This is a genomic window from Prosthecobacter sp. Pr1, assembly GCF_057652315.1.
Genome location: NZ_JBYFBS010000008.1, coordinates 1 through 23,082, shown reverse-complemented (window position 1 = coordinate 23,082; position 23,082 = coordinate 1). Strand labels below are relative to the sequence as shown.

Annotated in this window: 18 protein-coding genes; 8 read left to right on the top strand and 10 right to left on the bottom strand. The window is 56.6% G+C overall.

All coding sequences use genetic code 11. From position 1 onward, the window contains the following. Positions 1 to 13: 13 nt before the first annotated feature. Positions 14 to 745, top strand: coding sequence for a response regulator (locus tag AC24GY_RS14545; protein WP_487684240.1), 732 nt, complete (start codon positions 14 to 16; stop codon positions 743 to 745). Between the two features lie 735 nt (positions 746 to 1,480). Continuing rightward, entirely contained in the window at positions 1,481 to 2,509 is a 1,029-nt protein-coding gene (locus AC24GY_RS14540; protein ID WP_487684236.1) for an aKG-HExxH-type peptide beta-hydroxylase, read from the top strand. Positions 2,510 to 2,761: 252 nt separating this feature from the next. Here the strand turns inward: AC24GY_RS14540 and AC24GY_RS14535 are convergent, their stop codons facing one another. Next, positions 2,762 to 3,586 (bottom strand): DUF3050 domain-containing protein, encoded by an 825-nt coding sequence (locus AC24GY_RS14535; RefSeq protein ID WP_487684233.1) that lies wholly within the window; start codon positions 3,584 to 3,586, stop codon positions 2,762 to 2,764. Between the two features lie 297 nt (positions 3,587 to 3,883). Between AC24GY_RS14535 and AC24GY_RS14530 the strand changes: the two genes are divergently transcribed. Together AC24GY_RS14530 and AC24GY_RS14525 are read left to right on the top strand one after the other, a co-directional pair. Continuing rightward, a complete protein-coding gene (locus tag AC24GY_RS14530) occupies positions 3,884 to 4,441 on the top strand; it encodes a heme NO-binding domain-containing protein (RefSeq protein ID WP_487684230.1) in 558 nt (185 codons plus the stop codon). Further along, positions 4,438 to 9,408, top strand: coding sequence for a PAS domain-containing protein (locus AC24GY_RS14525; protein ID WP_487684227.1), 4,971 nt, complete (start codon positions 4,438 to 4,440; stop codon positions 9,406 to 9,408). Before AC24GY_RS14530 ends, AC24GY_RS14525 begins: the two co-directional genes overlap by 4 nt. A gap of 1 nt (position 9,409) precedes the next feature. Here the strand turns inward: AC24GY_RS14525 and AC24GY_RS14520 are convergent, their stop codons facing one another. From AC24GY_RS14520 to AC24GY_RS14505, 4 genes are all read right to left on the bottom strand, one after another. Further along, a complete protein-coding gene (locus AC24GY_RS14520; RefSeq protein WP_487684224.1) occupies positions 9,410 to 10,078 on the bottom strand; it encodes a response regulator in 669 nt (222 codons plus the stop codon). A 23-nt stretch (positions 10,079 to 10,101) separates the two neighbouring features. Next, positions 10,102 to 10,755, bottom strand: a complete 654-nt coding sequence (locus AC24GY_RS14515) for a hypothetical protein (protein WP_487684221.1) — start codon at positions 10,753 to 10,755, stop codon at positions 10,102 to 10,104. 268 nt (positions 10,756 to 11,023) lie between these two features. Then, entirely contained in the window at positions 11,024 to 11,668 is a 645-nt protein-coding gene (locus AC24GY_RS14510) for a LuxR C-terminal-related transcriptional regulator (RefSeq protein WP_487684218.1), read from the bottom strand. 258 nt (positions 11,669 to 11,926) lie between these two features. Continuing rightward, positions 11,927 to 12,445, bottom strand: coding sequence for a hypothetical protein (locus tag AC24GY_RS14505; RefSeq protein WP_487684215.1), 519 nt, complete (start codon positions 12,443 to 12,445; stop codon positions 11,927 to 11,929). Positions 12,446 to 12,674: 229 nt separating this feature from the next. Between AC24GY_RS14505 and AC24GY_RS14500 the strand changes: the two genes are divergently transcribed. Beyond that, a complete protein-coding gene (locus tag AC24GY_RS14500) occupies positions 12,675 to 14,450 on the top strand; it encodes a glycoside hydrolase domain-containing protein (protein WP_487684212.1) in 1,776 nt (591 codons plus the stop codon). Between the two features lie 104 nt (positions 14,451 to 14,554). After that, positions 14,555 to 14,917 carry a DoxX family protein gene (locus tag AC24GY_RS14495; protein WP_487684209.1) on the top strand — a complete coding sequence of 121 codons (363 nt, stop codon included), beginning with the start codon at positions 14,555 to 14,557 and terminating at the stop codon, positions 14,915 to 14,917. A 12-nt stretch (positions 14,918 to 14,929) separates the two neighbouring features. On the opposite strand, the gene AC24GY_RS14490 is transcribed toward AC24GY_RS14495, so the two are convergent. From AC24GY_RS14490 to AC24GY_RS14470, 5 genes are all read right to left on the bottom strand, one after another. Further along, entirely contained in the window at positions 14,930 to 15,259 is a 330-nt protein-coding gene (locus AC24GY_RS14490) for a DoxX family protein (protein ID WP_487684206.1), read from the bottom strand. Between the two features lie 105 nt (positions 15,260 to 15,364). Then, positions 15,365 to 15,592, bottom strand: a complete 228-nt coding sequence (locus tag AC24GY_RS14485; protein ID WP_487684203.1) for a TIGR03643 family protein — start codon at positions 15,590 to 15,592, stop codon at positions 15,365 to 15,367. Continuing rightward, positions 15,589 to 16,605, bottom strand: a complete 1,017-nt coding sequence (locus tag AC24GY_RS14480; protein WP_487684200.1) for an ADP-ribosylglycohydrolase family protein — start codon at positions 16,603 to 16,605, stop codon at positions 15,589 to 15,591. The genes AC24GY_RS14485 and AC24GY_RS14480 overlap by 4 nt, the downstream gene beginning before the upstream one ends. A 5-nt stretch (positions 16,606 to 16,610) precedes the next feature. Further along, positions 16,611 to 17,474, bottom strand: a complete 864-nt coding sequence (locus tag AC24GY_RS14475; RefSeq protein WP_487684197.1) for a hypothetical protein — start codon at positions 17,472 to 17,474, stop codon at positions 16,611 to 16,613. A gap of 166 nt (positions 17,475 to 17,640) precedes the next feature. Continuing rightward, positions 17,641 to 18,624 (bottom strand): NAD(P)/FAD-dependent oxidoreductase, encoded by a 984-nt coding sequence (locus AC24GY_RS14470; protein WP_487684195.1) that lies wholly within the window; start codon positions 18,622 to 18,624, stop codon positions 17,641 to 17,643. Positions 18,625 to 19,344: 720 nt separating this feature from the next. On the opposite strand from AC24GY_RS14470, the gene AC24GY_RS14465 reads away from it, so the two are divergent. Beyond that, a complete protein-coding gene (locus AC24GY_RS14465; protein ID WP_487684193.1) occupies positions 19,345 to 20,535 on the top strand; it encodes an FIST signal transduction protein in 1,191 nt (396 codons plus the stop codon). Between the two features lie 15 nt (positions 20,536 to 20,550). Next, positions 20,551 to 22,773 (top strand): ATP-binding protein, encoded by a 2,223-nt coding sequence (locus AC24GY_RS14460; protein WP_487684190.1) that lies wholly within the window; start codon positions 20,551 to 20,553, stop codon positions 22,771 to 22,773. Positions 22,774 to 23,082 lie beyond the last annotated feature (309 nt).

The window sequence follows — 23,082 nt, the reverse complement described above, 5'->3', positions numbered from 1 at the left end:
AAGGAATTAAAAGATGATTATCAAAGCGAAGATGCCCAAAGTCGTAAGGATCGGTTTGGTCGAAGATGACCGGATCACAAGAATGCTCCTCGTTGAGATGATCAGCCGACAGGCGGAACTGGAACTTGTTGGACATTGGGGGAGTGCGGAGGAATTTTGGCATGAAGGAAGAGAAATCCCGGCGGATGTCCTGCTTGTGGATCTTGACCTGCCCCAGGAGGACGGCGCATCGCTGATATGCCGAATCAAACAGGAGAGGCCTGATCTTTCCTGTGTTGTTCTTACAGCTTCATGTGACCCTCAGGATGTCTTCAAGTGTCTGCGCAAGGGTGCCTCAGGTTATCTGGTGAAAGACACGTCACCGGCTGAACTGCTGGATGGAATTCGTGCAGTCGCCAAAGACGGTGCCTCCCTCAGTCCACTGGTCGCACGCTTTTTGGTGGAGGAGTTTCGCAACGTCTCCGTCGTTGACGTGGAAAAGCCAGGTCTGAGGGTGTTGACCACACGGGAATTGGACATTCTTCGAAGGCTGGCGTCTGGCCAGACGCCCAAAGATGTCGCCAACGAACTCACGCTGAGCTACGAAACGGTGCGTGCTCATTTGAAGAAAATTTATCAGAAACTTCATGTTAAATCGCGTGAGGATGCGGTGGCGCGTTTCGTCACGGAGGGCGGCAAGGTTGGGAAGACCAGTCCTTCTCACTCAGAAGTCACTGTCTTGAGTCCGCTGGAGCGAGGCCGTTAGAAATTCCAGAGTCAGGCAGGGCAGATTTATCGCAGTGCCGAGAGATTAATGACTTAATGAGAGTTGAGTTAACCCAACTGAGGGGCTGTCCTCCTTTTGATGCTATTCTACTCTTGTAAAGTGCATGATAAACAATTCAGTCATAGATGATGTCTAGACCATCAGTTATTTTCAATTTTAACGAAAACGGAATTCTGGATTTTATTCATTATCGCTTGTCCAGTGCCGGATGGGTGATGGACGATTTGCCTTACCATGGATGGAAACTCTTGGTTATTGTAGGGGGGCGGTGTTCATTTCCGCACTCTTTCTGAGGCGTTTCATTTCAAGAAGAAGGACTGTGAAACGCCTTGCAACAGCAAACTTGATCAAATGCAATGTGACATCCTCACGGAAGAGGATCTTGGTGGCGATACACTATCAATACAATATTGGAGAAATTTGTTACAGGTCATTTGAGAAAATTATTCGATATCCGCAAGTCAATAACGAGGACTATCGAGCTATTTGCAGGTCGGTGATTGCAGGAATTACACGTGAACCATTGCTGGAGGTTTACGGCAGTTCAACCACGCGTCTCAAATCGCATTCTGTACAAGAAAGCATCAAGCGCAGAGTTCCTGAACTGGTAAACGCTCAATTTGGAGTTTAGGCATGCGCCTATTTTGGGCGTGGTGAGGTTTTGTTAAAAATCAAAATGCAATTACAAACAAGCATGCTGTTCATGCTATGAGCATGGTCTCCAGCTATCCTTCTGTTCTGATGAATTCTGCGCCGGGGGAGGGGCATTCATCTGGTGCAGGACTTGATGATGTTTGGTTCACAGGCGAACCTTCTGCCAAGGCGGCGGCGGCACTGGCCCGGGCCTGGAGAAAATTCTGGCAAGGTCAAGCCAGACACGCGCTGAAGGCTGCCTCCGAGGGGGTAAACCAAAAAGTTTGCCGATTGATGCTCTGCGTGGATACGCTGGATCTTAGCCGAAAACTGTCTCCCCGGATGATTGCGCGTCTAGCAGTGCTGATGGACGCCATGTCAAATGAGGATGGTTATGGCGTATTTGATACACTGCAGGCGTGGATAGGCGACAATCCCGAACAGTGGTACATTGATGAGTGTATTTTGGAGTCTGTGGCGGCGCAGGACTGGGAGGGGCCGTTGCTTCGAGAAATCAGGTCCACGCAAGTGGCAGGTGTCGCCGCCCTGGAGTTTTTTCCACTTCTTGAGGAGGACTTGAGCCCTTATAAGAATGCTTTGATGCAGGCGCTCGATCTTATTCAGCAGGTGGATCAAGACATGTATGGGGAAATACAAACGCATGTGGGGATGATCAAACTTTTTGACGGACATGGCATTGAAGGTCTCAGCACACCGAAAGCATTTGGTGCCATCTGGTTAAAAGCCCCTGGTCATGAAAATGCCGTGGCTTGGTTTCTTGAGCATCTGGTGCATGAATGCTCGCATTTGCATCTGAATTCCCTGATGGCTTTTGATCCCTTGTTGAGAAACCCCAATGAAATCAACCGATCGCCGATACGTCCGGATCCACGTCCGATGTTTCAGGTGCTTCATGCAACTTTCGTTTTATGCCGAAATGTGCGGGTTCATTCACGGCTGCATGCCAGGTTTCCAGAGCTAAACCTTGGGAACGCTTTGCAGGAGTTCAGCTCGCAGTTTGAATCTGGTGTCGCGGTGTTGGAACAGTTTATGAAGCCCACCCGGCTCGGGCAAAAGTTGCTTGATTCACTCCTGTCAATGGAGGTCTAGTTTGATGGCAGCGAAGGGGGGCGGCATTTGAGCGGCTGTTGTTTGGAGATTTCAATGAGCCGTTTTCCCGAAGTTGTCGGTGTAGTGGAATCGCTGCGTTTCAAGCTTGTTTGCAAGCAATGAGAGAGGGAGCGCTGAGGAGCATTTCCCTCTTCGAGCTGCATGTGGCGCGTGGGTGCCCGTGGCAGTTGAATCCGTGCGGATTGCGTCCCTGTAACGTGGTCTGCCAGCACGCTCGACTGGTGGTGTCGATCAAGCGGGCTCCAGAATCGCAGGCTCTTTTTTTGTTTCCATTGCCAGTGCGATGCCGTCCCAGAGCAAATTTCGAGACCGCAGGGCATCCACCGCTGCCTGAGTGGCCTCATCTTCACGGCGAGAATCTCCTTCGCAAAGCAGAGCCACCATTTGCCTGCCCATTTCTCCGTGCTCGTCGCCGTCCAGAGCGATATGCCTGTCTAGGTAATAGCGCAGGGTGTCCAGTCTGCCGGGAAATTGGTTCTCCAACCCATGCACCAGCTGGGTGAACATTTCAGGAATCAAATCCTCCCGTCCGTAAGTAAAGGCTGCGGCGATTTCATGAGGACGACCACGCTCAATCACCTCAAAAGTTTGCCGTGCGAATGCCGCCACAGCGGCCGGCACACCAGTCTGTTCCAGAGCCTCCACCACAGTCTTCCCTGATTCCAACTCATGGATGAAACGGTCCATTTGAACTGTTTCGGCTCCTGTCTCTTGCATGGCCTGCAAATATAGCTCGAAGTGACTGGCTGCCCCGCCAGCGGGCAGCGCATCGCTCTCTTCCCCGAGCACAATCTCATTGACCAGCCTCCGCACCTGGGCGTTCCCAACTGGTCGCCAGGGCACACTGGCGCACGTCAGGCGCACCTGCAGAGACTTCAGCAGTGACATGAAATCCCACACGGCAAACACATGGTGCTCCATGAACACTGCCAGATGCCTCAGCGTGCGCAACTGGCCATATAGCCGATGCTCCAGCAGTGACTGTCGCTCAGACTTGATAGCCTCGGCCAATCGCTCCTGAAAGGAGGTCGGTTTTGTGTTTTTCGGATTGTTCATTGATTGTTCTGACATTGCTGAAACCTACGTCTCAATGACAATTTGAGATGGCCAAGATTCGCCCTTCTTGTTTCTTCAGCGCTGCAGCTGCTCTGAGGGGAAAATTGTGCAACAGGGTGGCCGCTGTTTCCTGCCGTGCCGCTTTTCTTGCGACAGCCAAGATCCTTTATTATTTTGGAGGTGTCCTCGCGCACAAGGCCAAATGGGTTAACCCAAGATGCAGGTGTGATGTGAAGCGTACGGCAGTTAATTTGGGTTACCTCTTTCTTTCAACTCACCACATTTATCTGAATAATCATGTACGGAATGGTCAACAGTGCACTCATGGATCTTCTCGTGGCTAATCATGGGGAGGCGACCTGGCTGAAGGTGAAATCCAAAGCAGACGTGGAGGATGAGATGTTTATCTCGACGGAGTCCTATCCGGATGAAATGACTTACAGGCTGGTGGACGCCGCGTCGGAGGTGCTTGACCGGCCAGCGGGTGAGATTTTGATTCAATTCGGCCGCTGGTGGGTGCTGGAAACGGCACGCAACAACTATGGCCATCTGCTGAAATTCGGCGGGCGGAATCTGGGGGAGTTCCTGAGGAATTTGCCGAATTTTCATACGAGGGTCGTGATGATGTTTCCAGCGCTGCAGCCGCCGATACTTGAGTGCACCGATCTGGGGCCTGAGGAACTGCGGCTGCACTACCGCAGCCATCGACGCGGACTTTCGGCGCTTGTGATCGGGATGCTGGAAGGGCTTGGGGAGATGTTTGCGGTCGTGGTGACGATCACGCATGAGGAACGGTTGGACGAAGGGGCCGATCATGATGTATTCCACATCGCATGGAGCGAAGCCAAAACATGAATACAGTGGTTGAACTGCCACACCTGCCCTGGTTTCAGGTGGAGGAGGCTTTCCCGTTTCTTTTCGCCTGGAACAGTGAAATGCGTATCGTTCAAGTCGGCCCTTCACTGGCGCGCATCGCACGGAATGTGGCTGCTGGTGCGCAGCTTGACCAGCTGTTTAAACTGGAGCGGCCTCAGGGCGCAATGGATGCGGACTGGCTGTGCAGACACCGCGGTATCCTGCTGCTGCTGAAGCACCATGACACCGGGATGATGATGCGCGGGCAGGTGATGCATCTGGAGGAGATGAATCTGGATGTTTTTCTGGGCTCTCCATGGCTGGCCACACCGGATGAACTCGACCGTTTGGGGCTGGCTCTTGCGGATTTTGCCCCGCACGACTCGGCGCAGGATCTTCTCCAAGTGACGCAGGTGCACCGCATCGCAAACAAGGAACTTCGCATGCTCAATGAGCGTCTGAAGATAAGCCAGTCGAAGCTTATCGAAAAGGAAGCTGAGTCGCGCAAGCTGGCGATGGTGGCGGAACGCACGGACAATGCGGTGATCCTAGCCAACCAGGACGGCCTCATCGAGTGGGTCAATGAGGCGTTTGAACGTATGACGGGCTGGGCGCTCAATGAGGTGCGCGGAAGCAAGCCTGGCTCCTTCCTGCAAGGGCCGCTCACTGACCCGCAGGTGGCCAGTGAAATGGGACGCAAGGTCAGCGCCGGTGAGGGCTTTCACACAGAAATCGTGAACTACCACAAAAGTGGCACTCCCTACTGGGTGGACATCGAGGTGCAACCGATCAAGGATGCCCAAGGTAAGGTGACGCATTTCATGGCGATCGAGGCGGATGTATCAGGTGTGAAGCGCAATGAGATGCGTCGCCAGTTGGAGGCGGCGGCAGCCAAGGTCATTGCCAGCGGGGTTAAACTGGCCGGGCTGATCCCTATGATGCTTGCGGCTTTGGGGCGGCAGTTGCAGGCGACCGTGGGTGCGTGGTGGGTTCCGGGCAGCAGCGGGGAAGTACTGCAAATGGCCCACATGTGGCAGTCTGATGGTGCGCAAGTGGAGCCGTTCATGCAGGCTTCGCGAGAGCTCTCGTTCACCCCGGGGCGGGGGCTGCCTGGCAGAGTCTGGGAAGCACGCACGAGTCATTGGATCACCGATGTGCGCAAGGATGACAATTTTCCCCGATGCGATGCAGCCGCCGTGTGCGGCCTCACAGCCGCGGTGGCCTTTCCTGTGCATTTGGATGGCCAGGTGCGTGGCGTCCTGGAGTTTTTCAGCCCGCAGCTGGATGCTGCAGATCTGGATCTTCTGGGGGCTCTCAACCACATTGGCCGTCAGCTGGGCCTGCTGCTGAAGCGACTGGAGGCGGAAGAGGACCTGCGCAAAAGCGAACGTGCCATGAATGAAGGCCAGCGGCTGGCCCACCTGGGCACCTGGGCCTGGGATCTGCGCACGAACGTGCTCGAATGGTCGGATGAGAAATACCGTATCTACGGTTTTGAGCCCCGCAGTTTTGTGCCAACGCTGGACCATGTGCGCAGCTGTGTGCTGCCGGAGGATCTGCCGCGGTTTTTGGAGGTGCTGGAGGCCGTGGCACGCACGGGAGAGAGCCAGGAGGTCAGTTACCGCGTCACGAGGCCGAGCGGTGAGATCCGCCATGTGCACACGCTGGCGACGGCAGAGCTGGATGCCGAAAACTTGCCCTGCCGCCTGGTCGGCACGATGCAAGATGTGACGGAAAAGGTCCAGACTGAGGACGCATACAAGCAGGCCCAGCGTATTTCCCATCTGGGCAACTGGAATCTGGAGCTCGCGAGCGGCGCGGTGAGGTGGTCAGATGAGAAGTATCGCATCTACGGATACGAGCCCGGTACAGTGGAGGTGGACATGGACTTCTGCCGTCGCGCCATTCATCCCGACGATTTTGAAATGGTGATGCAGTTCATTGATTCCGTGGCGAAAACCGGAGAGCCGATGACGATCACCTACCGCATCACACGTCCGGACGGCGAGGTGCGCCACCTCCGCAGCAGTGCTGAGGTAAGCCATGACTCGAGTGGCAGAGCACGCGAGATTCTCGGCACTGTGCTGGACATCACTGAGCTGGTGGAGGCCCAGCGTACTTTGCAGCAAACCGAGGAGCGCTGGCACTTTGCCCTGCAAAACAACGGCCTGGGAGTGTGGGACTGGAACATCATCAGTGGCTATGTGCTTTACACCGACCGCGTGCAGCAAATGCTCGGCTATGAGGCGGGAGAGTGGCCGCAGCACGTGGACAGCTGGGCCTCACGCGTACATCCAGACGACCTCCCCTTGGTGATGGACACGATGAGCAAGTGTCTCAGCGGCGAGACCCCCGACTACATTTGCGAGCATCGTCTGCGCTGCAAAGACGGCTCGTGGAAATGGGTGCAGGATGTGGGCCGCATCGTCTCCTTCACAAAAGAAGGCAAGCCGCAGCGGATGATCGGCACGCAGATGAACATTCACATCCGCAAGGAGTCTGAGGAGGCGGCGAAGCGGCGTGCTGAACTGCTCAATGGCATTCGTGCGGCACAGGAGCACTTCATCGGCACCACGGATGTGGGGGCTGTGTTCACCGGGCTGCTGGATGTCGTCGTACAGCACACTCACAGCGGTTTTGGCTTCATTGCTGAAGTGTTGAAGGATGAGCAGAGCCAGCCCTATCTCCGCTCCTATGCGCTGACTGACATTTCATGGAATGACGAGATACGGCTGTACATGCAGTCGATGAGGCCGAAGGGACTTGAGTTCCGCAATTTGAAGTCGCTTTTCGGAGCGGCGCTGGTCACCAGGGATGTGGTGATCGCAAATGATGCAGCGAGCGATCCACGCCGTGGCGGGCTGCCACCTGGACATCCGCCTATTCACACTTTCCTGGGATTGCCGATATACAACGGGCTGGAGATGGTGGGGCTGATCGGCCTGGCCAACCGCCCGGATGGCTATGACAAGGACGGGTTAAGGGAACTGGATCCATTTCTCGCTGCCGTGAGCAGTATGATCGTGGCGCGGCGTGAGGGTGAGCGCCGCCGCCAGATCGAGGAGGAGCTGCGTGCCGCGCGTGACAAGGCGGAGGCAGCCAGCCGCGCGAAGAGCGAATTCCTGGCGATGATGAGCCATGAAATCCGCACACCCATGAACGGTGTCATCGGCATGACCGGACTGCTGAAGAAGAGCAAGCTTGATGCAAGACAGTCGGAGATGGTGGATGCTGTTCAGCATAGCGGCGGAGCGCTTATAAACATCATCGATGACATCCTCAACTTTGCGAAGATCGAGGCTGGCCAGATCGAACTGGTCGAACGTCCCGTGGTGCTGGACGAACTGGTCGAGGGCGTGGCGGATCTTTTGCACCATGAGGCCACTTCAAAAGGGCTGGAACTGACCACCATTCTTGCCCCCGAACTGCCGGAGGTGATTCGCGGAGATGCCGGACGCCTGCGACAGGTGCTGCTTAATCTAGCGGGCAATGCAGTCAAGTTCACTGAAAATGGTCATGTGACCATTCGAGTGTCAGGTTTGGGAGATCAGATTGAGTTTCGCGTGGAAGACTCAGGAATCGGACTGCCGAAGGCGGCGCACGAGCGTCTTTTCAAGCCATTCAGCCAGGTCGACAGCTCACAGTCACGCCGTTTTGGTGGCACGGGGCTCGGGCTGGCCATTTGCAAGAAGCTGGTGGACGCGATGAGCGGTGGCATCGGAGTGGAGAGCGAGGCAGGGGAGGGGGCGCAGTTCTGGTTCCGCGTGCCGCTGCATGCCGTGCCTGCTCGGCATGCCGCTCAGCAGGCCCAGCCGCAGCAGGTGTGGATCGCCCACGCATCACCACGTGTACGGGAGAGCATCCGCGCCGCGCTGGCAGCGCCGGGCGTGGATTTTCATGAATTAGAACGTGTGCAAATTCGCAGGCATCTGGCCTCGGGACGTGCAGCAGATGAGGTGCTGGTGATGGATGCCGCCTGGATGCCTGCGACGGTTGTAAAGAAGCGAACTGCGCAGCCAAATGGGGCAGGCTTGAATCGGTGGCAGGTGGTGCTTATCGGTTCGGGGATCTATGAAGCAGGCGCAGCACTTGCGGAGGTGCAGGCGGTCACTATGCCTTTGCGACGCCAGGCCCTGCGGCGGGCTGTCTGGCCCGTGGCTGCGCCATCTGCGGAAGGCAAAACCTCCTCGACGCACCGGCTGGCGCTGGGGCTTAACGTCTTGGTGGCAGAAGACAACCGCATCAATGCACGTCTGGCCTGTCTGCTGCTGGATGATCTCGGGTGCAAACCGGTGGTGGCCGTTAATGGCAAGGAAGCTGTGGCAGCATTTCAGAAAGAGTCTTTTGACGTCGTGCTCATGGATTGCCAGATGCCGATCATGGACGGCCATGCGGCCACGCAGAAAATCCGCCAGTGGGAAAGCCGGCGTGGCAAACAGCAAAAACGGGGTGGGTGCAAGATCATCGCGATGACAGCGAGCGCGCTGCCTGAAGAGCGTGAGCGCTGCTTTGCCTCAGGCATGAACGAGTATCTGTCCAAGCCCTTTAGTTCCGAATCGCTGGAGCGATTGCTGGTCGATATTTCGCGGCAGCCTGGTGCGGCGGAAGGCAGCGGTGGGAAAACGGTGCCTGCTGCCATGGATGATCCTCTTGCACCACTGACGGAACAGATTGGTGCGGTGGAGGCTCGCAAACTTGCGGACATATGGCTGGAAGAAGCACCTGGCCGCCATCAGCGACTCATGGCGGCTTTGAAGCGACGCCAGCCGGAAGTGGCGCGAAAAGAAGCCCACGCGCTGCGCGGAGCAAGTTCCATTTTTGGCATGCGCTCACTCATGGATGCTTGCACCTTTGTGGAGATAGCAATTCGCAATGACAAGCGTGTCGACGCAGGTTTGCTTGAAGAATTCAGTGATCATCTTCAACATTCTGCGGCAGTGCTTCAGCAGAGCATGGCAACAGGATGAATCATCGCTGGGTCTCCTGAGCCAGCACCGCCAGGGCTTCAGATTTTGATTTTACGTGAAGCTTCTGATAGATTTTTTTCATGTGTACGCGCACGGTCTCATGGCTGAGGCCCAGTGCTTCGCCCATGCCCTTCGCACTGCCATGCTTGGCCATGCTGTCCAGCACCTGGCGCTCGCGGGAGGTGAGTGTTTTCAGAGCCAGATACCTGCCTCCAGGCTGGGGAGGCGCATGACGGAACTCATCAATCAGCATGCGCGCGATGAACGGGCTCAGGCTGACTCCGTCTTGGATCACCTGCCTCAGATTTTCTAAAAAAGCCTGAGTATCCAAAGTTTTGACTACATAGCCGGATGCCCCACCCCGTATGGCGGAAAAGACATGCTCCGGCTCAAGCGATGAGGTGAGCACCACGCACCGAGGGGGATTTTGGAGCTTGTTGAGTTGCGAGATTAATTCCAGACCACTGATGCCGGGAAGTTCCAGGTCAATGAACAGCAGTTCCACAAGCAGGAAACGAGTGTCCGCCAGCATGGCCTCAGCACTTTCCCAGGCATGCACCAGTTCGACTTCCGGTGTGTTCTTGAGCAGGCCGGAGAGATAGGCGCGATAAACGGGATCGTCTTCGACCAGGGCGGTTCGCTGGGGAGATGTCAGGGAATAATGAGGCACTGTGAATGGTATGGCGGAAGATTTTAGGCCTGATCTTGCAGCACAAAGCTGTAAAGCGCCAGCGCACACTTCTCGCAAACCGTGCGGAAGGTGCCCTGCACGTCCCTCAGATTACTTTGGTGATCCCAGTGCATCCAGCCATGTTCAAAGGAATGATAGCGGTGGCAGCAGGTGCAGGAAATGGTTTGTTTTCCCAATGCCTGAGCCAATTCCACGCTTTGCTTTGAAAGCTGCCAGCTGATTAGTGCCTGCATGCTGCACCTAAGGCCGTCCACGAATCCCGCCAGACGCGAAGTCAGTTCAAACTGACCTTCAAACAACATGCTGAGCGAGTAGGTGCAACCATCCGCCTCCGGCTGCGTTGAAAGTCTGGCGCACATGTGGGTTTTATCTTTCCAGCGCAACAACAGCACAGGTCTTTCGCGGGAGTTTTGTGCTGAATTCACGAGAAGGGCGTTCAACGAGGAATCGATCTCCATGGCGGAGCCTAAAAGATTGACGAGTTGGCAGTTGTTGCCCCTATGGCGCGTCACCCAGGCATGGGTGCCTCCCAGCAATTCGCAGGCATCTTCCAAACCAGGAATTTCCAGAGGAGATCGAGTATCCGATGTGCTCGTATGAATGGCATCCAACTGATGCGGATTCAGGAGTGGGGCAAAGGAGGGGGGCAAAATCATTCTCTCAAAGTAACCAAGAGAGTTTACCGCAGCGATTGCTCGATTGGGTTAACCCTTGATTGCCTCGGCGTGTTACCCCAATGCAATGTTTGCCACTCTGAGCATTTAACACGACAAATCATCTACTCCGCATGAGCAGGCGTTCGTGCTGGGGCTGTTGGGCTGGTGGCGGTTTGTGTGACCGCCGCCAGCTATTGGCCTGACTTCACGAAAAAACAATTCATCCGATGTGTTGCATCGGTTACCGGCGGGGCTTTGGGCAGCTATGTCAGGCCGCGCTGCTCAGGAGTCCGTGCTCGATGCAATAGTGAGCAATCTTCGCAGAAGACTTGATGCCGGTCTTTTTACTGATGTTGTGCTTGTGCACTCCAACGGTGCTGGAAGATAATTTCAGATTAGACGAGATGTTCTTGAGTGATAAACCTTTGGCAATCTGCACGAAAATTTGAAGCTCGCGCGGACTCAGAGCGTTGTGAGGGAAGCCGTTTTTTCCATTAGCTACGTGCTCTGACAGGCTTTGAATCGCATCAGGTGACAGGTGGCTTCGCCCCTGAATTAATGCATCTACGGCTTTCACGATCTCATCGCTGGGACATGCCTTGGTAAGGAACCCGCGGGCACCCGCACGCATTGCGCGATCTATCCATGAGGCATTGGCTTCGGCGCCCAGCAGAAGGCAGCGCGTCTTTGGAGATGTGAGTGATATGTCTTTTATTATCGAAAGAACAGAATGATCAAGCCCGAGAACGTCGGTCAAAACAATGTCGAACGAAACGCTGTGAAGAAGCTCGCGAGCTTCATTTATGGATGTGGCGTTGAAGATGGTGAAATCTTTAAACTGATCCTGCAGGAAAGCCGTCAGGAATTCGCCAACCATTATATGTTCAGCAATAATCAGCACGCTCTTCTTCATTTTTCTAAATTCTGAATGTGGATTGATAACATTCTTCTTTAGTTGCTGAGACCGTGGACTAAATAAAATGATGTTCTGGGTTACCGCATTTGACATTATGAGATGCAAAACGAACGGCGCTGCCTGGACGGCATGATGGGACGGAAAAGCCTGATTAATCTGCCTCCGCGCAGTTCTGCAGAAGCAAGTTGTGTTAACTTGATCAATGAGACCTTGTCATGCTGAACTGCCTCTCTGCGGCATAGGGCCGATCTTTTCCTATGCATCACATTCGAGAATGCCCCTGCTGGCCTCCTTGGCTGCATGAAGCTGGCCCTGCAGGTGGCGTTGATCAACGTTCATGACCGCGCTGCCGCCTGCTAAAATCAGCAGGCGCAGTCGAAAAGACTGCCATAGAGTCATGGGGGCGGGCAGAATGGGCACACCCATATTGCTGACAACACCGACGGCACGGTCATCCCATAAGGCAAGCATGCTGTGATCTTTACAATTCGTGATCTCAAGCTTGGGCAGCCCGTGACGGGAACACCATTGATGAATGTTGCTCTCTTCGTAGGGGTCGCCGGCACGAGCGGTGAAAATTTTGACGGTGCGCCCCGTTTTAAGCCAGAAGCGGACCCGTTTAAGCATCTGCGGCACCGGCGCGCCAATATGACGTGGACCCATGCTGGGCTCACATCTTGCCAGCGTGCCATCAAGGTCCACGCCGATCCAGCCCTTCTTTGAGTATTTAGGATGTTGGAGCAATTCTTGGTCGATACGTTGGCTTTCAAGCATTGCCTAAATGCTAAAACAGACTTCTGATGAAAGCGGAAATTAATCAGAGTAAAGTGTGGTAACCCGCTGTTAAGTGAATGGAGGTCCAATGATCTGCAGTTGAATATTTGATTGATCTGATTCTGGCCAATCAGGGGTAATCCATCGTGCTCTCAAGCGATAAGGACTTGGAACAGTTCTGCAAAATTTGAAGACGGCGTGGAGGGTTTGAGATAAAGACCTTCCCCCCATGCGCTTCCTTCTTTTCCTTTTGGCTTTCCAGAGCCTCTCCGCCGCTGATCTCGTCACGGAAGGCTGGCATCACCGGGTGTGGGCTGTCTATCCAGTGGAGAAGGTGAAGGCGGATGAGGAACTGCCCGTCACGCCCATCGCCCCAGCGGTGATGATGAGTGCGGCACGAGGAGAGCGGGAGCCGTTTGTGGCCGTGCTGCGACCCCAGGTGCCGCTGCGGGAGGTCAGTGTTGTTGCGGGTGCTTTGAAGCATGCCGATGGCAGCGTCATCCCGGCGGTAAACATCACGGCTCAGCGGCTGGGCTACGTCTTCATCGACGAGCCAAGTGGCACGCGGATCAAGCAGGCGATGCCTTATCCGGTTGGCGTGGGGCAGTTTCCTGATCCCTTGCTGGCGAATCGCGGTGAGGTGCGGCCAGGGCACAATCTTCAGTTTCTCATCACGGTGCAGGTGCCGAGGGATGCGCATCCGGGGCGCTACGAGGGCACGGTGAAGCTGGTCTTTCGCAAGGAGACGTGGATGAAGCCAGATCTCGCGCCGGAAGACACGATCCGTGTTGTTCTGAACGTGCGGCGCTTCGCTTTGCCGGAGCGTTCGCCACTGCTGAACACGAGTTATGCGAATCTACGCGAGCTTCCTGAAGCGCAACGCACGTCGGAGCGTCTAGCGGAGATGCAGCGCGGCTTCATCGAACATCGGCAGACGCCGGAGCCGCTGATGCCCTCACCCAAGCTGAAGATCGGCAAGAACGGCTTGCTCACGGTTGATAGCGCCGCGTGGGAGCAAGCGGTGGAGGCTGTGTTTCAAAACGGCGGCACGCATGTGTTTGTGCCTGTGTGGGGTTTTTATCCCGAACCGTCCATGGCGCAGGGGATGTACTTCCTGCATCACTTCCCGGCGGTGACCAATCAGAAGTGGCTGGGCGCGGTGATCTGTAAGCCGGACAAAACGCTGACGCCGGAGTTCACCACGCTGTTTGGCAGCTACCTGAAGCACATGCATGGCGTGTTGAAGCAGCGCGGGTGGCTGGACCGCGCGTTCATCGCCACGATGGACGAGCCTTACACCTACCACACTGGTGATCGCGCCCAGGATATCTCGGCCAACAACTACGAGGTGGTGCGCAACTACGTGCACTTTGTGCGGGAGGTCGCTCCAGGCCTGCGTACCTTCTGCACGGCTGATCCGGTGGAGGGACTCATCGGCCACATCGACCACTGGTGCCTGCGAAATCTCGATCACGCCGCAGCGGCCAAGGAACGTGCCGAGAAGCACGGCGAGATCGTCACTTTTTGCGACAACTACCGCAGCTTCATCGACTACCCGGCCATCAGTGCCCGCAGCTTCGGCTGGCTGGCCTGGCAGATCGGTGCCCGTGGATGGCTGACTTTTGAGACACTCGGCAGCTACCGCACCGCATGGGAGGCTCCGGTGCTGGTGTATGCGCAGTTCAATGGGGCGACGGTCTGGGGCATGGGCCAGATGTTTTACCCTGATCCACTCAGCGGTGCGCCACTGCCCAGCCTGCGCTGGGAACTCATGCGCGAAGGCTGCGACGACTACGAGTACCTGTGGCTGCTTCGGGAGGCCTTGAAGGCCCGGCCGAATGCTGAAGCCCAGCAAATTCTGGACTCCGCCGCCTCCCAAATCGTGCGCGGCGGGGGTGATGCGGAAACGATGGCTCAAACGCAGACCCAAAACGCGACGAGCAATTCTACTGCGCATGAAATGCGCGGGAAGATCGCGGATTGGATCGAAAAACTCACGCCGTGAGGTCGCTCTATGACCAATGGTAGGGATTAGCTTGCTGTTTAGAGTGAGTGAAGCATGCTGACCTTTCTTGATTCCACCGAAGTCGAATCTTTTGCCTCATTACCATGTTTTATCTCATCATCTTTCTGAAACTTACCGTGGCGCTTGGCATTCTCAATGTCTGGCTCCTGCGTTCCGGCAAAGCGACCGCGTACCGAGGCAAGGATGCGAAAACCCTGCGCGAGGAGTTCGCCGTCTATGGGCTGCCTTTCCCGATTTTCTGCCTCATTGGCGTTCTCAAAGTTGGCTTTGCACTGGCGCTCCTGGCCTCGTTTTGGATTCCCAGTTTGGCACAACCTGCGGCATTTGGCATGGGAGGTCTCATGCTGGGGGCCTTCTTCATGCACCTCAAAGTGAAAGATCCGATCAGCAAGGCGCTGCCCTCTCTCGCGGTACTGGCGATGTGCGCCGCCATTGCGCTGCTGTAGGTGGTGTGCCTTTCAGAATCCGGCAATGCAGAGATAGGTGTTGAGCGCCAGATAAAACACCGCCGGGATGGTTTGCAGCAGGGTGTCCTTGATCTGGATGCGGACGAAGACGGCAATCAACATCATCAGCGCCAGACCTCCTGCTGCCAGCTGGCCCATCCATGGCTGGCTCATTCCCGCCAGCAGGCCGATCCCCGCGAACCCCTGCAGTGTACCCACCATGATGCGATGCGCTGCGAGGTGGTAACGAAGAAACTCCTGCTTCAGGCGGCTCGATAAAAAACACGCCGATCCATAACCGAGGAAGGAAAGGGCGGAGAAGAGGATGAGGGCTGTTTTCAAGATGAAGACTCTGAATCAACTGGCATGAACGATACGTCGGTCATGAAGCGACGGGACGACTCGTTCTGCCAAAGGCAGTGAATCCGCCGCCCGGCTGAGTTGCTGTCAGCCTTTGAGCCTTAACTCAAGCCGTTTGCGGTGTTTGGTGACTCGACCGCTGACGCGCTTCCGCCAGCAGCGGAAGCTGGAGGGTTTGAGCTCACGACGCATGAGGTCGATGACCTGACTTTCTACAAAGCCGGTGCGCTCTCGGATCTCTTCAAAGCTCGTGCGGTCCTCCCAGGCGAGGCGGACGACGAAAGAGGCTTGTTCGCTGCTGAGGTTGGTCTTCATGGACGAGTGACGATGGTTTCGATCTGACATTTGAGGCGGGTGGCATCGTCGATGCCATCGACATACCTCTGAGGCATCTTTGAAACGCTCACAGCCCCGCCAATCAAAGCGCCGATCACGGCTCCACGATGGCAGTTGTCACCGCCGACATTCGCATTGGCGGTGACGCCGCTTTCAAAGTCATCGGCATATTTCCATGCCAGGTACAAGGATGCGGGGAAGGCTTCCGCAATGTAGCAGGCCGGGCTGACGCGCCTGCCGATCACGACCTCGTCGGGATCTTTGGACCATTCCAGGGCTTTGCGTTGAGAGAACCAATCGCTGCCATGGGCGAGTATGGCTTCACGCAGGGGCAAGCCCTTGAGCAGGTCACAAGCCATCCTCCCCAGGGCGTCTGCTGCTGCGAGCACCTCAGGAGAGCGATGTGTAAGGCTGACGTGCTCGCGCACGGCTTTCCGTGTGGCTTCGAGGTCGCCACGGAAATAGGCGCTTAAAACACCGGCATGGGCCAGGCCGCCAATGTGGATGTCTGTGCCTGCACATTTTCTCGGAGCGGTGCCACGCGCATAGGCGGTGAAGAACTTGCGATGACACTCCTCGACGTAGGTGTCCCGATGCTTCCCAGGCGTGAGCATGAAGTCGATGTAGCGCGTGAGATAGTCATCCGCATCGTAGTCGCCGCAGGTGATCAGGGAATCCATCAAGACCTTGGCGAGCTGGAGGTTCAGCGTGTTCTCACCGGCCCTCAGGAATTGGTGATAGTGGATTCCGCGCTGTCCCCAGTAGCGCGCCTGATCATGCAGAATGTTTCTGCGCTCGTTGATCGCGGTGTATTCAGAGCGCCAGAGAATGCTGCCGGGATGCGGAGATTTCGGGGCCTTGTAATCACGGATGGTACCGTAGTCATGGCGCAAAGCTGAGCGGTCGTAATACCAATGCACGGGCATGGCGAGGGCATCGCCAATGAAGCCGCCCATGGCGAGGCCTGTGAGTGAGTCCGCAGTCTTCTCCATGAAGATCAATGCGTGATAGCTGCGCTTGGATTGGCAGCCTTGCGGGTCCATTGGACGAGTTTTAAATCACGAGTGCTCAGGCCACGATTGCTCTCCAGGCCGCGAAGATTCCAATGATGGGCGTGGAGCTTGAATGGGCTGCGGATTCGCTCATCAAAGTCGGTAGGCCAAAGGACGCCGTCTATTTTCTTGAAATCACGGAGGGTTACATCCACCTCGGCTCCACGGGTGCTGTCCAGGCCGTTGAGTGTGAGGCGCACTCTGCGTAGAAGCTTGCTGCTGCGGTCGATGTGGAGGATGACGCGGTCCTCTTCTGCCATGCCCAAACCTGGGCGCAGGATGGCGAGCACCTCATCACACAGGGCCTGATCAACGAACGACTCGCCATTCATGGCGAAGACCGTGCCGCTTTGCTGGAAATAGAATGGGCCAAGCAGAAAGAGCGCGTAGGCATCAGCCACGAGCGCTGCGGCCTGCTCGGTCTCGTCGTCATCAGTGGCCGTGCCATTGTAGGCAATGGCGATTTTACCAGGCGAACGCAGCACTTTCTTCACGCCTCCCGGTCCGGTGTGGGATTGCGCGATGATTCTGGGTGAGAGGATAATCCTTTCCTCAGACGCCCCACGGAACTTTGAGTCCACCAGCACAGGCTGAAAGAGTGGCCCGATGGACGCCCACTTGCCTTCATAGCGCACGCTTAGATCCATGATTCGATCAAAGGCGAAGCTTCCATGAGCCTTCTGTGAGGCTGTGACAAGGGCCTGTGCTTTAGGTTCGGAGGAGGTGATGGATCTGGTGCAGATCTGCTTCGAAGCGCAGGAGCTGAGGAGGCCCATCAGAAAGATGAGCATCAGAGGTGTATGTTTCATGTGGCAGAGGGTGGCAGGCAGAAATCGCCATAGTCTTTACGGACGGCGTCAGTGGTGTGGACGAATTTCCGCGCAACTTATCAGAATAGCGGGTGGGTTGGGTGTGACTCCCTCCCAGCCACGATGGCTGATTCTAAAAGAGTGTGGCACACTGGCTTGCAGCTCCTCAATGAGGCAGATTGGCGAGCAGCGTCTCGGCTGCGGCCATTCCAGATAGCGCCGCACCTTCGACTCTCGGCCCTGCAAAGGCGTCTCCTGCCATCACGAGGGGCGGAGCTACCTGCAACAGGGCGCAGGGATGCGCATCAACTTGAATGGGCTTGCTGTAGCGCCAGCCGTGTGCCTGGTAGCTCAGCACTTCGGCACCCAGCCATGGTTGGGAGGCATCAAGGAGCAGCCGCCCGCTCTCCATGCGATCCTCATCCCAGTGCGCGAGACTGAATTCATGATTGGCATGAATCGTGACCGCAGGTTCCACGGAGATGCCTTTGAGCTGATTGTCGGCGATCCATGAAACCGGGCCGCTGGTCGGCACAAGTCCACCTGGAGGCGGAATTGAAGAAGGACCTTTCAGCACGGCCATGACGGCCAGGCAGCGTTCGTATTGAATGCCTTCAAGCCGTATCCGCATCGCAGGATCAAGTGCGATTTCACCCGCTGCCAGCAGCGCAAGAGATTGTGGCACCGGAGGTGTGAGCAGTACTGCCGCCGCTGAGTAAAGCTCTCCAGTGCTGGTCTCGACCGAGTAGCGATCACCGGCACGTCTGAGGGCCACGACCTGCTTTTCCATTCGTGTTTCCAGGCCCTGCGCCAGATACTTGGCGAAGGCCGTCATGGCTGGCTGGCCTCGCCAGCGCGTGTGCCCGTCAGACTCAGTGGAGAAGCCCTGGCACCATTCCGTCATCATGCCAGCCTCCGCGCCCTGTTTGAGGATCTCTTTAAAACGGGCATCCCGGGTGGTGATGAACTGCGCTCCATGATCAAAGGTGGCCGCACCGATACGACGACTGGCCAGCCTGCCGCCGAGACCGCGCCCTTTATCCAGCAAAAGCACGCTGCGACCAGCACTCTGTATCTTACGCGCCGCGATGAGACCTGAGACACCTGTGCCAATAATCAGCACATCAAAGCTAGGTTCATGAGTCGGCATGGAGCTTTTCAAAGAATGGAAGATGAGTTTGGCCCTCGGTTGTGGCATGTATTTGGCGGCTTACTTTTTCCCCGAAGGCGAAGAAGTTTGATCCTGAGAGAAATTTCCTGAGTGTCTGAACATCCTCGGAACTGTATGAGCTGAAGACTGAATTCAATACGCTAATTGGGGGGGGTTCGTTGTTACAACCCGCAGCTTACGCTTGAGGGTTGCAAACAGATTATGGTATAATCGCTTCATGTGCCGTGGATCGACTGATTACGCGGTCCTCGCGGAGCTTTCACGCAGACCCAGTGGCGGGGACATCCTGAAAATTTGCGTGAACGCGATTCATGCGGGGGCACCCGACCATTGGCCGAACTGTTGGACCGTGAACTTCGCCGGCGGCGTGAGAGGCGGCGAAGTTATCGGCAAGTCCGACGACATCAGCGGCTAGCCAGCCGAGCCCCGTCGTGCCGAAAGAGATCGTCGCCAAGTTCTCCCAAGCCATGGGCATCGACCTTGTGATCTAACTCCCCAATCCCAAGGCAGGCGATCAAGGAGCTGTTAGCGTGATAGCGGCGGGTGATCTGGTTCCAGTTGTTATCAGTTAATATGCCGTTGGGGTAACCCAAAAAGGCAATGGTGGGGCGAGACTGAAACAGGCTAGGTTAACCCGTTCATAGGCGTGGCATCGCAGCCCCTCCATCTTAGTCATCCAACCCTCACTGCTTTTGTCAGATGCTTGAATTCTTTTCGGCCAGTACTCGTATGGTGAATTCAAGGCATGCCATCCAGGAATGCCTTGAAGCCGCCCTCGGAGCCGACAAAAAATGCGACCTCGTCATGCTCCATGCCTCGATCGGGCATGATTACCTCGTCTTGGCCGATGAGGTGCGGCGGCAGATTCCAGGGGTGCGCGTCGTGGGGGCCTCCTGCTGCGGCATCGTGGGCTGCGAAGGCGTGAGCGAGTCGATGAAGGACGTGGCGCTGATGGCTGTCCGTGGACCGGAGCTGGCTGTCGCTCATCTGGACGGCATCTACGGCCATAATGCCTTCGAAAAGGCGGCGGAACTGGCCCGGCAGCTCAAGGCTCAGCAGCCCGGCATCACGATGATTCACTTCTTGGCCTCGGGAATCGATATCGCCAATGACAGGGCCATCGCCGGCATCGAATCGGTCTTTGGACCGGATGTGACGATCTTTGGCGCGACCTCCTCGGACAACATGCGCGGCGTGGTCAGCTACCAAATCGTCGATGACCAGGTTTTTGAGCATGGCGCATGGGCAGTGGGATTTGCCGATCCTTCTCTGGAGGTGGACACTCAGGCCACACATGGCTTTCTCGCCGTGGGCGAGCCGATGGTGGTCACACGTGCCGAGGGCACCCGCATCCTCGAATTGAACGGCCGCCCGGCCTGGCAGGAGTACACCAGCCGCCTGGGGCTCGATCCTGAAAAAGCCACCTGTGGCGACTCGATCCCCGTGGGAGCACTGGCCGAGGAGCTTCCAGCCAGGCTGGCGGTGGAATATGGCAACCCTCACATCTTGCGTGTGGTGACCAAACGGGATGCCGGCGGGGCCATGCACTACGCCACGACGATCCGCGAAGGAACACGGCTTTGGCTCACCGTCCGGGACGAGGAGCGCATTTTCGCTGACATGGGCCGGATGATGGCCGCGATGGTGGAACGGGGGGGCGGACGCAAGCCAGTGGCTGTTTTCCACGCGGACTGCCTCGCGCGAGGCCGCTACCTCTTAAATCGCGTGATGAAGGAAGAGCTTGTGGGCCGGATGCAGTTTCCGCTGAGCAGCGACGGTGTCGTGCCGCCCTGGCTGGGCATGTATGGCTTTGGCGAGTTCGCACGGCTGGGCGGCGTCAACACCTACCACAACTACACCACGGCCATCTATGCCATCTACCGCCGTTGAGAATGTCTCATCCAGATGATGACTGACAAAGAAGAAACGCCCGCCCTTGCGGTGCTGAAGCAAAGTTACGACGAGCTACAGCGCCGTGTGACGCGTTTCTCCGTGGTCGAGCAGGAGCTCATTGACATGCGGAACAGGCTCGACTGCGAACTCGGGCGTTTCGGCCGCATTCACGCCTTCAGCACACAGGCGCTTCACGCCGATTCTGACGAGGCCTTCGCCATCATGGTAGCTGACGCGCTCCTAGATGTGTTCGAGCTTGAAGTGGGCTTGTTCTGGCTCTTTGACGAGCAGGGTCGCCTGCTGTCGGAACCGGCCGCCTCATCGGGTTTTCGAGCTGGCCATGCATCCTTCGAGCGCATTCGTTCCTGGCTCGAATCGCGCATCACGGTCCAAGAGGACAAGGCTTGCTTTTTTGCCGCAGAGAGACCTGAACTCCAGCAGGCAGCCCTCGATTTCTCCCAGATGCTCGTCGGCTGTTACAGGCATCCCGGCGGGAAACCGCTCGGGCTGCTGATCACCGGCATCACGATGGCGGTCGCAGATTTTCACGATGCGCTGAGCGAGAATGAAGCGCAGTCATTCCGTGTCTTCACGGCGCAGGTAGCTGCCTTGTATGCAAACCGTGCCAGTGCCGCGATCATCCGGAGGCAGATGACCGACCTGCATGAGTCGGAGGAACGGCTTTCGCTGGCCGTCAAAGGCAGCGAGATCGGTTTCTGGGACTGGTGTTTGGACTCGGGCGCCATGGTGCTCTCACCTGAGTGGAAAGCGACGCTGGGCTATCATGATAATGAGATCGTGAGCAACCTGGATGCATGGCACTCCCGCGTCCATCCGGAGGATCTCGATCGCAGCCTGCAACTGGTGAGCGAGCACATGGCCGGCATGACGGAGATCTACGAAAATCTGCACCGCCTCCGTCACAAAGAAGGTCATTATGTGTGGGTCATGGCCCGTGGTCGTGCCCTACGGGACGAAAAGGGTCGTGCACGACGTTTTGTCGGCACGCATCTCGACATCTCACGGCAGAAGGCCCTCGAAGAACGTCTGCGTGAGGCGGAAGAGCTCCAGCGCCAGGCACGCCAGCAGGCCGAGTCTGCCAGCCAGGCCAAAAGCGTCTTCGTGGCCAGCATGAGCCACGAGATCCGCACGCCGATGAATGGTGTCATTGGCATGCTGCAGTTGCTGCAGGACACCTCGCTCACTCCGGTCCAGTCCTCCCTCGTCACGATCGCCGAGCAATCCGCCACGGCGCTCCTAGACATCATCGGGGACATTCTTGACATCTCCAAAGTCGAGGCCGGCAGGGTGGAGATCAAGCACGAGCCCTTTGACCTCCAGGCGCTCGTGAAAAACGTCATCCAGCTCATGCGCCATCGCGCCGAAGCCAAGGACATCCAGCTCGAATGCCACATGCCGAAGCAGCGAGAGTGCAGGGTCCTCGGCGATGAAGGTAGGCTCCGCCAGGTGCTGATCAACCTCATCGGCAATGCCATCAAGTTCACCGACCGTGGTAGTGTGCGCCTTGATGTCAAAACGGGCCGCGGCGCCATCAACAGGCATTCTTTCACCTTCTGCATCACGGACACGGGCGTCGGCATTTCGCCGCAGGCCTTGGAGCATTTGTTTGAACCGTTCAATCAAGGCGACTCGAATCTCAACGTTCGCAAGTACGCTGGTACCGGCCTCGGTCTGGCCATCTCGCAGGCACTTCTGCGGCTGATGGGCGGTGACATCACGGTGGCCAGTAAGAAAGGCACCGGTTCTGAATTCCGCTTCACCTTGTCGCTACCCCGTCCCAGCCCCAGCACATCCGTGCCTTTGTTGGAGAGCGACCTGCCTGCCGCCATTCCCGAACGGCTCACGGGACGAATTCTCGTCGTCGATGACAGCCAGACGAGCCGCATGGTGGCGAAGCTCATGATGGAGCCGACTGGATTGAAGGTGGATCTCGCCTTCGATGGCGAAGAGGCCGTCAGCAAGGTCAAAAAAGGCTGTTACGACGCCATCCTCATGGACTGCCAGATGCCTGGCATGGACGGCTACGAGGCCACACGGCATATTCGAAAGCTGCCGGGAAAGCGAGGTCGGCTTCCCGTCATTGCTCTCACCGCCAATGTCGAGACCGGGTTCATCGGCGAGTGCTATGCATCTGGCATGACCGATCACCTCTGCAAACCGGTCCAGAAGACATCGCTTCTTGCCAAGATCTCACATTACCTCGCCGAATCTTGATCGCCCATGGGGCGGGACAGGCTTAAAACACGGCGGCATCGTCCTTTTAGAAAACCGGACTTAGGGCGTAGGTTTTACAACTTCATGAAACGAGCCCTAGCTGCTTCTGTCTGTCTGTCTAATCTGTTAAGAAATTGCTTTCGGGTGCCGGATCGTGGTGGCCATGGGTGGGACGCGTAGGCGGGAAGTTGGGCGGGGTGGAAGGCGTGAACCAGCAAGATGCAAAAGCTCGTGAAGCACAGCGCTGCAAATAGGCTGAGCCAAGCTGAAAATTGTTCATTCGCTATTCTTCAACATCGCCACCAATTC

What these genes read in the sequence shown, in the direction of transcription:
- AC24GY_RS14515 (WP_487684221.1), bottom strand. Translation starts at nt 10,755, where the DNA reads ATGATTTTGCCCCCCTCCTTTGCCCCACTCCTGAATCCGCATCAGTTG.
- AC24GY_RS14525 (WP_487684227.1), top strand. Translation starts at nt 4,438, where the DNA reads ATGAATACAGTGGTTGAACTGCCACACCTGCCCTGGTTTCAGGTGGAG.
- AC24GY_RS14470 (WP_487684195.1), bottom strand. Translation starts at nt 18,624, where the DNA reads ATGCCGACTCATGAACCTAGCTTTGATGTGCTGATTATTGGCACAGGT.
- AC24GY_RS14510 (WP_487684218.1), bottom strand. Translation starts at nt 11,668, where the DNA reads ATGAAGAAGAGCGTGCTGATTATTGCTGAACATATAATGGTTGGCGAA.
- AC24GY_RS14460 (WP_487684190.1), top strand. Translation starts at nt 20,551, where the DNA reads ATGATGACTGACAAAGAAGAAACGCCCGCCCTTGCGGTGCTGAAGCAA.
- AC24GY_RS14465 (WP_487684193.1), top strand. Translation starts at nt 19,345, where the DNA reads ATGCTTGAATTCTTTTCGGCCAGTACTCGTATGGTGAATTCAAGGCAT.
- AC24GY_RS14485 (WP_487684203.1), bottom strand. Translation starts at nt 15,592, where the DNA reads ATGAAGACCAACCTCAGCAGCGAACAAGCCTCTTTCGTCGTCCGCCTC.
- AC24GY_RS14495 (WP_487684209.1), top strand. Translation starts at nt 14,555, where the DNA reads ATGTTTTATCTCATCATCTTTCTGAAACTTACCGTGGCGCTTGGCATT.
- AC24GY_RS14480 (WP_487684200.1), bottom strand. Translation starts at nt 16,605, where the DNA reads ATGGAGAAGACTGCGGACTCACTCACAGGCCTCGCCATGGGCGGCTTC.
- AC24GY_RS14505 (WP_487684215.1), bottom strand. Translation starts at nt 12,445, where the DNA reads ATGCTTGAAAGCCAACGTATCGACCAAGAATTGCTCCAACATCCTAAA.
- AC24GY_RS14500 (WP_487684212.1), top strand. Translation starts at nt 12,675, where the DNA reads ATGCGCTTCCTTCTTTTCCTTTTGGCTTTCCAGAGCCTCTCCGCCGCT.
- AC24GY_RS14530 (WP_487684230.1), top strand. Translation starts at nt 3,884, where the DNA reads ATGTACGGAATGGTCAACAGTGCACTCATGGATCTTCTCGTGGCTAAT.
- AC24GY_RS14545 (WP_487684240.1), top strand. Translation starts at nt 14, where the DNA reads ATGATTATCAAAGCGAAGATGCCCAAAGTCGTAAGGATCGGTTTGGTC.
- AC24GY_RS14475 (WP_487684197.1), bottom strand. Translation starts at nt 17,474, where the DNA reads ATGAAACATACACCTCTGATGCTCATCTTTCTGATGGGCCTCCTCAGC.
- AC24GY_RS14535 (WP_487684233.1), bottom strand. Translation starts at nt 3,586, where the DNA reads ATGAACAATCCGAAAAACACAAAACCGACCTCCTTTCAGGAGCGATTG.
- AC24GY_RS14540 (WP_487684236.1), top strand. Translation starts at nt 1,481, where the DNA reads ATGGTCTCCAGCTATCCTTCTGTTCTGATGAATTCTGCGCCGGGGGAG.